11 protein-coding genes are annotated in these 12,083 nt (G+C 60.0%); 6 read left to right on the top strand and 5 right to left on the bottom strand.

What is annotated here, in order from left to right; all coding sequences use genetic code 11:
* The first annotated feature begins 85 nt into the window (after nucleotides 1-85).
* The 4 genes from ACO08A_RS06865 (at nucleotide 86) to ACO08A_RS06880 (ending at nucleotide 5,562) form a co-directional block, all read left to right on the top strand.
* Nucleotides 86-1,696, top strand: a complete 1,611-nt coding sequence (locus ACO08A_RS06865; RefSeq protein WP_421981188.1) for an ABC transporter substrate-binding protein — start codon at nucleotides 86-88, stop codon at nucleotides 1,694-1,696.
* A 179-nt stretch (nucleotides 1,697-1,875) separates the two neighbouring features.
* Nucleotides 1,876-2,832, top strand: coding sequence for an ABC transporter permease (locus ACO08A_RS06870; RefSeq protein ID WP_422040422.1), 957 nt, complete (start codon nucleotides 1,876-1,878; stop codon nucleotides 2,830-2,832).
* Nucleotides 2,833-2,842: 10 nt separating this feature from the next.
* The gene (locus tag ACO08A_RS06875) at nucleotides 2,843-3,907 is read left to right on the top strand and encodes an ABC transporter permease (protein WP_421981186.1); all 1,065 of its coding nucleotides are present in this window, start codon (nucleotides 2,843-2,845) and stop codon (nucleotides 3,905-3,907) included.
* A gap of 2 nt (nucleotides 3,908-3,909) precedes the next feature.
* Complete coding sequence (locus ACO08A_RS06880) at nucleotides 3,910-5,562, top strand: ABC transporter ATP-binding protein (RefSeq protein ID WP_422040423.1); 1,653 nt, start codon at nucleotides 3,910-3,912, stop codon at nucleotides 5,560-5,562.
* Nucleotides 5,563-5,646: 84 nt separating this feature from the next.
* Here ACO08A_RS06880 and ACO08A_RS06885 read toward each other — a convergent pair whose 3' ends face one another.
* A complete protein-coding gene (locus ACO08A_RS06885) occupies nucleotides 5,647-5,769 on the bottom strand; it encodes a hypothetical protein (RefSeq protein ID WP_319385547.1) in 123 nt (40 codons plus the stop codon).
* Between the two features lie 471 nt (nucleotides 5,770-6,240).
* Between ACO08A_RS06885 and ACO08A_RS06890 the strand changes: the two genes are divergently transcribed.
* The gene (locus ACO08A_RS06890) at nucleotides 6,241-7,434 is read left to right on the top strand and encodes a DegT/DnrJ/EryC1/StrS family aminotransferase (protein ID WP_422040424.1); all 1,194 of its coding nucleotides are present in this window, start codon (nucleotides 6,241-6,243) and stop codon (nucleotides 7,432-7,434) included.
* A gap of 45 nt (nucleotides 7,435-7,479) precedes the next feature.
* Here the strand turns inward: ACO08A_RS06890 and ACO08A_RS06895 are convergent, their stop codons facing one another.
* From ACO08A_RS06895 to ACO08A_RS06910, 4 genes are all read right to left on the bottom strand, one after another.
* The gene (locus ACO08A_RS06895; RefSeq protein ID WP_422040425.1) at nucleotides 7,480-8,565 is read right to left on the bottom strand and encodes a bifunctional transcriptional activator/DNA repair enzyme AdaA; all 1,086 of its coding nucleotides are present in this window, start codon (nucleotides 8,563-8,565) and stop codon (nucleotides 7,480-7,482) included.
* Nucleotides 8,566-8,633: 68 nt separating this feature from the next.
* Nucleotides 8,634-9,443, bottom strand: a complete 810-nt coding sequence (panB, locus tag ACO08A_RS06900; RefSeq protein ID WP_422040426.1) for a 3-methyl-2-oxobutanoate hydroxymethyltransferase — start codon at nucleotides 9,441-9,443, stop codon at nucleotides 8,634-8,636.
* Between the two features lie 16 nt (nucleotides 9,444-9,459).
* Complete coding sequence (gene panC / locus ACO08A_RS06905; protein WP_422040427.1) at nucleotides 9,460-10,311, bottom strand: pantoate--beta-alanine ligase; 852 nt, start codon at nucleotides 10,309-10,311, stop codon at nucleotides 9,460-9,462.
* Nucleotides 10,312-10,463: 152 nt separating this feature from the next.
* On the bottom strand, nucleotides 10,464-10,682 hold the full coding sequence (locus ACO08A_RS06910; protein WP_422040428.1) for a hypothetical protein: 219 nt from the start codon (nucleotides 10,680-10,682) through the stop codon (nucleotides 10,464-10,466).
* Nucleotides 10,683-11,104: 422 nt separating this feature from the next.
* Between ACO08A_RS06910 and ACO08A_RS06915 the strand changes: the two genes are divergently transcribed.
* The gene (locus tag ACO08A_RS06915) at nucleotides 11,105-12,055 is read left to right on the top strand and encodes a TAXI family TRAP transporter solute-binding subunit (RefSeq protein WP_422040429.1); all 951 of its coding nucleotides are present in this window, start codon (nucleotides 11,105-11,107) and stop codon (nucleotides 12,053-12,055) included.
* Nucleotides 12,056-12,083 lie beyond the last annotated feature (28 nt).

The following is a 12,083-nucleotide window of genomic DNA, read 5'->3' on the forward strand; positions in this document are numbered from 1 at the left end:
TTGCAAATACCGGAAAAACGAAGAAGCTATATGTGGGAATTTCGCCGGACCCCGGGTCCGGCACCGGTCCTGAAGGGGAGTAAGTATGACACAATCAAAAAATCCAGAGCTGATGAACAATCTCGAGAAAGCGGCCCGCTCGGGCGGCATCTCGAAACGTGAATTCCTGCAATATTCGATGCTTGCCGGTGTGACGGCATCAACGGCCACCGGTCTGTGGACGTCCCAGGCAAAAGCGCAGCCGAAGCGCGGCGGAACGTTCCGTTACGGCGTCCATGACGGCAACACCAGCGACAACCACGATCCCGGCACCTATCAGAGTGTCTATTCCATTCAGCTGGCGCATACACACCGTAGCTATCTGACCGAGATCACGGAAGAAAACGGACTTGGTCCGGACATGGCCGTCGGTTGGGAAGCCAGCCCGGACGCCAAGACCTGGACGTTCGAACTCAACACCGACGCCACGTTCCACGACGGACGCAAGTTCACGGCCAATGACGCGGTCGCGTCGCTCAATCACCACCGTGGTGAAAAGTCGACTTCTGCGGCCAAGGCCCTCCTCGACAGTGTCGTCGACATCAAGGTTGATGGCGACAAGCACATCGTGATCGAACTCAGCCAGGGCTTCGCTGATCTGCCGTGGATCATGACCGACTATCACCTGGTCATGCTGCCGGCGAATGACGACGGCACGGTCGACTGGGAGAGCGGCGTCGGCGCCGGTCCCTACAAGATCGAGAAGAACGAATTCGGCATCGGCACGTCGCTTGTCCGCCATGACGGCTGGCACCGCGAAGGCGCCTGGTTCGACCGCATCGACATGACCGTTCTGAACGACCCGAACGCACGTCAGACCGCTCTTGTCACCGGCGATGTCGACGCAATTTCGTCCGTCGACCTGAAAACCATGGCCCTGTTGCAGCGTCATCCGGACGTTGAGGTCGACAACATTCCGTCCGGCTCGGCAATCACCCTGCCGATGTTCTGCGACGTCGCACCGTTCGACAATGTCGATGTGCGCATGGCCCTCAAGCTTGCGATCGACCGCGAAGAGATCGTCGAGAAGATCGTGTTCGGCACCGGTATCCCGGGCAACGACTTCCACGTGTCACCGAACATGCCGTATTTCCCGGCCGACATTCCGCAGCGGACATACGATCCGGAAAAGGCGAAGTGGCATCTGAAACAAGCCGGCATGGAAAACCTCTCGGTGAGCCTGTCCGCCGCGGACAGCGTGCTGCCGGGTGCGGTCGACATGATCGTGCTCTATTCCGAGCAGGCCAAGAAAGCCGGCATCGACATCAAGCCGGTGCGCGAGGCCAATGACGGCTACTGGTCGGATGTCTGGCTCAAGAAGCCATGGGTGTTCGTGAAGTGGGGAGCACGCCCGACCCCGGACAACATGTTCACGCTCGCCTACAAGGACGATGCGGCCTGGAACGAAGCGCACTGGAAAAATCCGCGTTTCAACGAGCTGCTGCTCCAGGCGAAAGCGGAGCTGGACGAAACCCGGCGTGCCGAAATGTACCACGAGATGTGCATGCTGGCCCGCGACGACGGCGGCACGGTCATTCCGATGTTCGTCAACTTCGTTTACGCGCGCCGGAAAAACGTCAAGCACGGCCCGAGCGTTTCCGCCTCCTGGGAAACCGACGGCGGAAGGGGAACCCACCGCTGGTGGTTCGAAGGCTGATTTCAGCTGTTGCGGCGGACACTGTCCGCCGCAATTCACTTGGAACTGCCTTCAACCGGGCGGCTCCATCCTAGACTGTCGGGCATCTTACAAAGATAAATTCAGGGCCCATTCGGGATCCGCGCCTGACACAAATCCGGTCAATTGGGGTACCGGGCGTCTTTATTCTGGAGGGACAAATGGGGGACATCCTACAGCTGGTCCTTAAGAGACTTGGCTTAGGTGTGGTCACGCTTCTCGTGATCTCAATCCTGATTTTCTTCGCGGTCGAGCTGCTGCCGGGCGACATTGCCCAGGCCGTTCTCGGGCAGGCCGCGACACCTGAAACCGTTGCCGCCTTGCGCGAAAAGATGGGCCTCGATCAGCCCGCGATCCTTCGCTATTTCCAATGGCTCGGCGGTGCCGTTACCGGCGACTTCGGCGTTTCGCTCATATCCGGCGAACGCGTGAGCACAGCGATCAGCGACCGCTTCGTCAACACGCTGTTCCTGGCGTGCTACGCGGCTGTCATCGCGGTTCCGATCTCGATCATTCTCGGCGTGATCGTCGCGCTCCTGCGCAACACGCTGTTCGACCGGGTCGCCAACGTCGTCACGCTGACCTCGATCAGTTCCCCGGAATTCTTTCTCGGCTACATCCTGATCCTGTATCTGGCCGTGAAAACCAACTACTTCCCGGCAATCGCGAGCTTGAGCAGCGACATGAGCTTCGGCGAACTGCTGCACAGGACCTTCCTGCCGGCGCTGACGCTGGTGCTGGTCGTGACCGCACACATGATGCGCATGACGCGGGCCGCGATCATCAACCTGCTGGCATCGCCATACATTGAAATGGCCCGCCTGAAAGGCGTGCCGGCGTGGAAAGTCATCGTCAAGCACGCCCTGCCCAACGCCTGGGCGCCGATCATCAACGTTGTCGCCCTAAACCTGGCCTACCTGATCACCGGTGTTGTCCTGGTCGAGGTGGTGTTCGTCTATCCGGGCATCGGACAGTTGCTGGTCGACGCGGTGTCGAAACGCGATTTCCCGATCGTTCAGGCGTGCTGTCTCATCTTCGCTGCGACCTTCATTCTGCTCAACCTTGCAGCAGATGTCGGATCGATCTTGACCAACCCGCGTTTGCGGCATCCGAAGTGAGGGCAGCGACATGAATTCATTCGTTATCGGATATTATGCGCTGCTGATCGGGGCCTCGTGCCTGGCAGCGTATTTCAAGCAACGGCAGATCTTCCTGCTGGTCTTCTCGCTGACGCTGATCTCCTTCGTCACCGGGATCATCGGCGGCGTCCCTGCGCTGCGCTTCATCACGATCGCGGCGGGCCTGCTCGCGCTCGCGGCAGGTGTCTCCTACGCGTTTCGCGAGTTCCTGATCATCATCGCTCCAGATGGTGTCGCCAAGGAACTCAGGACCGCGCCGCTGACAGCCGCCTTCGGCATGTTCGTGATCTTCACCTACGCAATTGCAGGGATCTTCGCACCCGTGATCGCCCCCTTCGGCGAAGCGGAAGTGATTTCCTCGGCCTTTGCGCCTGCGGACGAGAACATGCTGCTCGGTGCCGACCAGCTCGGGCGTGACATGTTCAGCCGGATCATCTACGGCGCGCGCAACACGGTCGGCCTTGCCCTCCTGGCCACGGCACTTGCGTTCATCGCCGGCGCACTGGCCGGGTTGCTCGCCGCCACGAAAGGCGGCTGGTTCGACCAGTTCATGGGCCGCGCGGCGGACGTGATCATGTCGATTCCGTCCCTGATCTTCGCACTGCTGATGCTGAGTATCTTCGGAACCAGCCTCGTCGTGATCGTCGTGGTGATCGCGCTGATCTATTCGCCGCGGGTTTTCCGCCTGACCCGTGCCGTCGCCGGCAACGTGGTGGTGATGGACTATATCGAGGCTGCCAAGCTTCGCGGGGAAGGAACCTGGTACCTGATCCGCAAGGAGATCCTGCCGAACTCGACCGCACCACTGATCGCGGAATTCGGTCTCGAGTTCTGCTTCGTGTTCCTGCTCATCGCCGGTCTTTCATTCCTGGGTCTCGGCATCCAGCCGCCGACCGCAGACTGGGGATCGATGGTGCGCGAGAACGCAACGCTGATTTCGTTTGGTGAACTCACACCGCTGATCCCGGCAGCAGCCATCGCGCTTCTGACGGTTGCGGTCAACTTCGTCGTCGACTGGATGCTGTTCCGGTCCTCCGGCCTGAAGGAGGTTTGATCATGGTCCCAAAGAAAGATGTCCTTCTTGAAGTCAAGGACCTTCGGATCGAGGGCTATTCCGACGAGCAATGGGTCGAAATCGTTCATGGAGTCGACCTGACCCTGCACAAGGGGGAAGTCCTCGGCCTGATCGGGGAATCGGGTGCCGGCAAGTCCACCATCGGGCTTGCGTCCATGGGGTTCGCGAGAGACGGCTGCCGGATTTCCGGCGGCTCGATCGAGTTCGACGGCATGGAGCTGACCACGACACCGGAAAGCGATCTCAGGGCCTTGCGCGGATCGCGCATCGCCTATGTTGCGCAATCCGCGGCGGCCTCGTTCAACCCGGCGCACCGGATCATCGACCAGCATACGGAAGCTCCGATCCAGTACCGCATCCAGAAGCGTGTCGAAGCGCAGGAAGATGCAATGGAGCTCTATCACCGCCTGCGTCTGCCCAATCCGAATGAAATCGGCTTCCGTTACCCGCACCAGGTTTCGGGCGGGCAGCTGCAACGTGCGATGACCGCCATGGCGATGGCCTGCCGTCCCGACCTCATCATCTTCGATGAGCCGACGACCGCGCTGGACGTCACCACCCAGATCGAGGTTCTGGCCGCGATCCGGGACATTGTCGACCAGTTCAACACCGCCGCGATCTATATCACGCACGACCTCGCCGTGGTTGCCCAGATGGCAGACACGATCAAGGTTCTGCTGAAGGGCGAGGAAGTCGAGGAAGCGCCCACGGAGCAGATGCTGGACAGCCCAAGCGAGGACTACACGAAGAGCCTCTGGGCGGTGCGCAGCTTCAAGAGGCCGCAGAAGGACCGGCCGGCGGAAGCCGATGCCGTGCCGATCGTCTCGGTCAAGAACGTGGATGCTGCCTATGGCAAGATCCAGGTTCTCGATGATGTCTCGTTCGACATCTACGCAGGCATGACGGTGGCCGTTGTCGGCGAATCGGGCTCGGGCAAATCCACAACCGCGCGCTGTATTACAGGACTACTGCCGCCGACCAAGGGCGAGATCCTGTTCAACGGGGAATCTTTGCCGCCAAGGTATCAGGACAGAACCAAGGATCAGCTGCGCCAGGCGCAGATGATCTACCAGATGGCGGATACCGCGCTGAACCCCAAGATCCGGATCAGCGAGATCATCGGCCGTCCGGCGCAGTTCTACGGCAACCTTCACGGGGCCGAACTGAAAAACCGCGTCGATGAACTGCTCGACCTGATCGAACTGGATCCGGCGAAGTTCTACAACCGGTTCCCGCCGGAGCTGTCAGGCGGACAGAAGCAGCGCATCGGCATTGCCCGCGCGCTTGCGGCCGAGCCTTCCTTCATCATCTGCGACGAGGTGACGAGTGCGCTCGATCAGCTTGTCGCCGAGGGCATCCTGAAGCTGCTGGACAAGCTGCAGGAAGACCTGAACCTCGCCTACATGTTCATCACCCACGATCTGGCGACAGTTCGCTCGATTGCCGACGAGGTGGTGGTGATGCAGAAGGGCAAGGTTGTCGAGCAGGGGCCGAAGGACAAGATGTTCACCCCGCCGCATCATCCGTATACGGACCTCCTGCTGTCGTCGGTTCCGGAAATGGATCCGAACTGGCTGACGACGCTGCTAGAGGAACGCGGCACGGATTCGATCGGCGAAGCGGCCAACGTCTGATTGAGACCGCAGAAAGAACCATGCAAGAGAAAACCCCGGGATTTGCATCCCGGGGTTTTTCTTTGCGCACACTTTCAGGTGCGGTCAGCCGACCATCAGATAGCCGGACAGAGCCATAACGCCAACAATCACGGCGTAGACACCGACGAGACCCTGCCAGGATCCGCTGTGCTCTCTGTACTCGCGAATTAGATCATCACGGGTCATGGCGACCTCCTTCTGCCTGGGCAGCGCCCAGAATGATGGCGTTTCAACTTAACCGGACACTTAATCGACAGAAGTTAAGAATTCAATGCATCGATACTGAGAATCGCACGTCTATTTCTGCATATCTGACCTGCGACTTATTCAAAAAACGCTTAGCTCGTACCTCTGATGTGACCGACGCGCCCAAATCCGCGGTTTCCCGAAGATCTTCAGGGGTTTACCGATCGATAACACTGCCGCAAAAAGGAGACAAAGACGCCTTCCTCCGGTCACGGTTCATCCGGCGAAAGCCGTGCGCAGGAGGATCCGGCATGCGGTTCCTTACCGGACATTCCGAGCGTGACCGCAATGCCGCCGAACAGTGCGAATCCTTTGCAAGACAATCTGTCAAAAGCCTGCCAAAGTGCGGGCTTAAGAACACATGCGGTTGCCGTCCCCAGCGGGACGCAGCGCCTCCGGAGACCCGTTGCCATGTCCGTACTGGTTTTCAACAAGCCGTTCACGCAGCAAGAACCGATATCGCCCGAGGCGATCGCGGAAGCGGCGCGCGTTCTGGAGAGCGGGCGGCTGCACCGCTACAACACCGTTGACGGTGAAGACGGGGACACGGCGCTCTGGGAAAGCGAATATGCCGCCTATCAGGGCGCGAAATACTGCCTGGCGACCACGTCCGGCGGAACCGCGATGCAGATCGCGCTGCGCGCCGCAGGCGTGCAGTCCGGCGATGCCGTCCTGACGAACGCGTTCACGCTCGCGCCCGTGCCCGGAGCGATCGCCGCCGTCGGTGCGGTCCCCGTCTTCGTCGAGACGACGGCCGACCTCACCATCGACCTTGCCGATCTCGAAGCCAAGATCAAGTCCAGCACCGCCAGGGTTCTGCTGCTGTCGCATATGCGCGGCCACCTCGCCGACATGGATGCGCTTTGCGCGCTTCTGGAGGAGCGCAGCGTGGTGCTGATAGAAGATTGCGCCCACACGATGGGCGCGGAGTGGAACGGCATCAAGAGCGGCAACTACGGCAAAGTCGCCTGTTTCAGCACGCAGACCTACAAGCATCTCAACAGCGGGGAAGGTGGCCTGCTGACGACGGATGATCCTGATATCATGGCGAATGCGGTCATCCTGTCCGGGTCCTACATGCTGTTCGAGAAACATCTCGCGCGCCCCGATATGGCTGCCTTCGAAGCCCCGAGATTCGAAAACCCCAACTGTTCCTCGCGCATGGACAACCTGCGCGCTGCGATCCTGAGGCCACAGTTGCCCCATCTTGACCGGAACATCGGCCGCTGGAACCGGCGTTACCAGATCCTTGAAGCGAAGCTTCGGAGTGCTGCGAACGCGGCGGTCCCGCACCGGCCCCAGCAGGAGCTTTATGTCGGCTCGTCGTTCCAGTTTCTTGTCCCGGACTGGACGGACGAGATCTGCAGGTCTTTCGTGGAGGCCTGCAAGAAGCGCGGCGTGGAACTTAAATGGTTCGGCGACGCCAATCCGGTCGGCTTCACCAGCCGGTTCGACAGCTGGAAATACGCGCCTGAACAGTCACTGCCCGGAACCATCGCGATCCTCAGACGGATCATGGACCTGCGCGTCCCGCTGAGCTTCACCGAAGAGGATTGCGACACAATCGGAACCATCATCGTTGAAGAACTCGGCCGCATTGCGTGACGCTGATGCAACCCGTTGCGGGAACGCAAGAAAGGCGCTGCCCCGTTACGCACGCAGCCTGTCCGCCGACACCTGACCGGCTTCAGCGTAGCTCCGTTCCAGCTCGATCAGGCGCTGCTTGCGCCAGAGCCCGCCGCCGTATCCGGTCAGCGATCCGTCAGCCCCGAGGACTCGGTGACAGGGAACGACAATCGCGATCTGGTTTGCGCCGTTGGCGCGCGCCACAGCCCGGACAGCCGTCGGCCGCCCCAGTTCACTGGCAAGATCGGAGTAACTTCTGGTGCGGCCCGCCGGGATCTTCAGCAATTCCCGCCAGACGTCCCGGGTGAAGGCAGAGCCGTGCAGCGCAAGCGGTGTTTCGAAGACACCTGATTTGCCGGCAAAGAAACGATCCAGTTCCTCCTGGATCTGGTCGGTGACCCCGGTCCGCCCGAAGCCGATCCTGCCTTTCGCAAATGTCTGCAGCTTCCTGAATTCGGCCGGCAGGGCCTTGCGGTCCAGAAACTCGAGCAGATGCAGTTGAGTCCTGTCGGCAACGGCGATCAGCGGGCCAAGCGGCGATGACACCCAGTCGGCCATGAGCAGAGGGTCATCTGAAAAGGTTCCAGGAGCCTGCCCCAGGATTTTCGCAAAGGCTTCGCGGAACGCACTCGGGGATTCAAAGCCTGCCGTGATCTGGGCGTCGATCACCTTGCCCCCTTCGGCGAGCGTCGAGAACCCCTCCTGCAGCCGGCGCTGGCGCGCCATTTCCAGAAAGGTCATGCCGAAATGCCGCTTGAAGGCCCGCCGCACCGTCGACGGGTCGAGCCCCATACTGACGATGTCCGGCTCGCCCCATCGATAGCCTGGCCGTTTTTCAAGCGCCTCGATCAGTGGTTTGACGACAGAGTCCGCGCTCGCTTCCGGTGTCGTCGGCTTGCAGCGCTTGCACGGGCGGAAACCGGCATCGATACATTCACCGACAGTTTCAAGGAAGGTGCAGTTCTCCCGCTTCGGCTTGCGCGCCGGACAGGTCAGCCGGCAGAAGATGCCGGTGGAGGCCACACAGACGAAGACGCGTCCGTCATAGGACGGATCGCGGTTGAGCAGCGCTTCATAGAGCGTATCGAAATCAGGTCGGGTCATCAGCATGGCCTGACCATAAGCCGTTCGGAAATGCGATGCAGCCGGAAATCGGGCGTTTATTAAATTCTGCCCGCTCAGCGGTAAACCTGGTCCTCAGCCGGAAAACTCCGCTCCTTGACCTCGTCCGCGTAGGCCTTGACCGCGGCCTCGATCTGCCCGCCGAGATTGCCGTAGACCTTGACGAATTTCGGCGGCGCCGGGTTGAGCCCGAGCATGTCTTCCAGCACCAGGATCTGGCCGTCGCACTCGGCGGATGCCCCGATGCCGATGGTGGGTATCGGGATCTCCCGGGTGATCTGCGCGGCGAGCGGTTCCACCATGCCTTCCAGGACAACAGCGAAGGCGCCAGCTTCCGTTACCGCGCGTGCATCCTCGAAATGCTGATCCCAGTCGTCCTGTTGCCGTCCCTGGGTCTTGAAGCCGCCCATGACGTGGACGGACTGGGGCGTCAGGCCGATATGGGCCATCACCGGGACGCCGCGCTCGGTCAGGAAGCGGATGGTTTCGGCCATGCGGACGCCGCCTTCCAACTTGACTGCCCCGCACTGGGTCTCCTTCATCACACGTGCCGCGTTGCGAAAGGCCTCGGCCGGGCTTTCCTCATAACTGCCGAAGGGCATGTCGACGACAACGAGGGCTTTCCTTGTGCCCCTGACGACCGCCTTGCCATGCATGATCATCAGGTCGAGCGAGACACCGACCGTCGATTCCATGCCGTGCATGACCATGCCGAGACTGTCACCGACGAGGATGAAGTCGGCGTATTGGTCGACGATGGACGCGGTGTGCGCGTGGTAGGAGGTCAGCGAGACGATCGGCTCGCCGCCCTTGCGCTTCGCAATCTGGGGGGCCGTCAGGCGGCGGACGGGTTTCTGGGCGCTCATCTGGTGTCCTTGTTGTTCAAAAATCCGGCGCGACGACACGCTGGTCGATCAGCAGAATGGTGGCATAGCGAACCGCGAGCAGGACGACGGCACGGCTGTCCAGCGTGCCTGTCAGCTCTTCGAGCGTGTCGGCATCGCGGATGTCGATGCTTTCCACGGTTGCCGACGGCGAGCCCTCCAGACGTGACTTGACCACCGTTTCCAGGTCCTCAATCGTGGGACGCGCCTTCGCCGCAAGCACCGCCTTGTCCAGCGCTTCGTTCAACGCAACCGCTTCCTGCCGGTGAGCGGGCTGCAGGCGGACATTTCTGGATGACATGGCCAGACCATCGGCCTCGCGAACCGTCGGATGGCCGAGGATTTCCAGTGGCATGTCCAGGTCGCGCACCATTTGCCGGATCAGCGTGAGCTGCTGATAGTCTTTCTCGCCGAACACGGCGAGATCGGGCGTGACGATGTTGAACAGTTTCGTCACGACCGTGGATACGCCGCGGAAATGACCCGGCCGCAGTGCCCCCTGCAGAATTCCGGAAAGCTCGGGAACATCGACATAGGCGGGCTTACCCGGCCGGTACATTTCCTCGACCCCTGGAAGGAAGACGGCATCAACACCTTCCTGTTCCAGAAGCTTCAGGTCTCGTGCTTCGTCGCGCGGATAGGTGTCGAGGTCTTCATTCGCGCCGAACTGGGTTGGATTGACGAAAATGCTGGCAACGGTCCTGTCCGCATTCTCGCGTGCCATCCGAACGAGACCGAGGTGCCCTTCGTGCAGATAGCCCATGGTCGGCACCAGTCCGACGGTCTCCCGCTGCGCCCGCCAGTCCCGCACGGTGTCGCGCATCTCCGCCTTTGTCCGGCAGATTTTCATCGTCATCCTCCCACCCCCGGTTCCGGCCGGAGTGCGTCTTCTTCGCAGGTGCAACATAATCGCACGAAAGTCAGAGGTCCAGTAACCACGGAAGGGAACGCAAACCACCCGCAGGCAACCTGCAAAAACGAACGACCTGCCGGCGGTTCGAATCAAGTCTGTTCTTCATGAAAACCGAACGGATGCTTGATTTGCACCCGCAGTTTCAAACGCCCTTTGAAAAGCACACTAGGTGATGGACTCATAAATGAGGCGAAAATGGTTTGAGGCGACTTGCTTCTCGTCAAGGCGCGGAAGCGCAGGAAATGCGGCGCATTTTCAAGCCTTTCGCAACGCGGAGGAGGAGCAAGCCGGTCAAATCCGAAGGACATGGAAATGGCTTCACCCCGTGGCGTCAGCGTGCTTGACCGGGCAACAAGCCCGCTCCGCACACCCTTCCTATCGGAATTTCGCCATTTCGCATGCCATTTTGGTCTCATTTTTGAGTCCATCACCTAGGCGGCTCAAGATCTCCTTTCCGCGCGCTCTTAATCCAGGCTCGTTGTTGCACGCGGTTGCTTTGATGTACAAAAAAGCAAGTCCTGTCTAAAATGTTATCGCACTGGATATTGATTAATCGAACTTCTGCTCAATCTGATTTTCCAAAGACTCCAAGCATCGCTGGACATGCAACCGGGACTCTTTGAACGAACAAGATTTAGGTCGTCTTGATCTGAGGAGGAATTCGATGGTTTCAAATGGCGTGACAGGTTTATTGAGCCTTTTTTCAAAACGAGTGCCAGCGACACTGGCCGTGGCACTCACCGCGAGTTTTCTCGCCCCGGCAGCACTGGCGCAAGACCGCAGTGACTGGCCGACCAGCTTTTCCGTAGGCACTGCAAGCCAGGGCGGAACCTATTTCGTCTACGGGTCGGGCTGGACCAACATGGTTGCCGACGCACTCGGCATTCCTGGCGGCGCTGAAGTAACGGCAGGACCGGTACAGAACGCGGCGCTGGTGCAAACCGGCGATCTCGATTTCGGTATGGTCACAATGGGACCCGCCTTTGATGCGATCAATGGTGAAAGTGCGCTCGCCCCCGGTCTGAAGCACGATAACATCAGAGCGATTTTCCCGATGTACAAGACCGCGTTCCATGTCATGACGCTGAAAAGCTCCGGCATCGATAGTCTTGAGGCGATACCTGACGGAGCGACAGTGGGTTTCGGCCCGGTTGGCGGCACGCCAGGCACATACTGGCCGCGTTTCTTTGAAACGCTCGGCAAGAATGTCGACGCCCAACATGGTGGTGCTGCCGATCTGGCCGGTCAGCTTCAGGACGGCTTGATTGACGTTTATACCTGGGCAGCAGGCATTCCCTTCCCGGCTTTCTCGCAGGTGGAAGCCCAGGCGGATGTGATCTTTTTCGGCATGACCGAAGAGCAGGCGAAAAAGATCGCCGAGGACCATCCGGTTTCACTCTTCACCATCCCGGCAGACACCTATCCGTCGCAAGGGGAAGACCATGCAAGCGTTTCCATGTGGAACTTTGCAATTGCCCGCGCCGACCTGCCGGATGATTTCGTTTACGCAGTTGTCGACACCGTGATGAGCAACAATCCGAAGATGCTCGACATTCACAAGGCTGCCATCGAAACGCTTCCTGAAAACTACGACAAGAACGCGTTCATTCCCTGGCATCCAGGCGCTGTACGCTGGTTCAAGGAAAACGGTTTCGAGATCGATCCAGCCCTGGGCGGCTGATTTCCGCTTTCCTTTCGCTGATTGGAAA

Origin of the sequence: Roseibium sp. (assembly GCF_965232425.1) — a bacterium.
GTDB lineage: Bacteria > Pseudomonadota > Alphaproteobacteria > Rhizobiales > Stappiaceae > Roseibium.

What these genes read in the sequence shown, in the direction of transcription:
- ACO08A_RS06875 (WP_421981186.1), top strand. Translation starts at nt 2,843, where the DNA reads ATGAATTCATTCGTTATCGGATATTATGCGCTGCTGATCGGGGCCTCG.
- ACO08A_RS06910 (WP_422040428.1), bottom strand. Translation starts at nt 10,682, where the DNA reads ATGTCCTTCGGATTTGACCGGCTTGCTCCTCCTCCGCGTTGCGAAAGG.
- ACO08A_RS06895 (WP_422040425.1), bottom strand. Translation starts at nt 8,565, where the DNA reads ATGCTGATGACCCGACCTGATTTCGATACGCTCTATGAAGCGCTGCTC.
- ACO08A_RS06890 (WP_422040424.1), top strand. Translation starts at nt 6,241, where the DNA reads ATGTCCGTACTGGTTTTCAACAAGCCGTTCACGCAGCAAGAACCGATA.
- panB (WP_422040426.1), bottom strand. Translation starts at nt 9,443, where the DNA reads ATGAGCGCCCAGAAACCCGTCCGCCGCCTGACGGCCCCCCAGATTGCG.
- ACO08A_RS06865 (WP_421981188.1), top strand. Translation starts at nt 86, where the DNA reads ATGACACAATCAAAAAATCCAGAGCTGATGAACAATCTCGAGAAAGCG.
- panC (WP_422040427.1), bottom strand. Translation starts at nt 10,311, where the DNA reads ATGAAAATCTGCCGGACAAAGGCGGAGATGCGCGACACCGTGCGGGAC.
- ACO08A_RS06870 (WP_422040422.1), top strand. Translation starts at nt 1,876, where the DNA reads ATGGGGGACATCCTACAGCTGGTCCTTAAGAGACTTGGCTTAGGTGTG.
- ACO08A_RS06880 (WP_422040423.1), top strand. Translation starts at nt 3,910, where the DNA reads ATGGTCCCAAAGAAAGATGTCCTTCTTGAAGTCAAGGACCTTCGGATC.
- ACO08A_RS06885 (WP_319385547.1), bottom strand. Translation starts at nt 5,769, where the DNA reads ATGACCCGTGATGATCTAATTCGCGAGTACAGAGAGCACAGCGGATCC.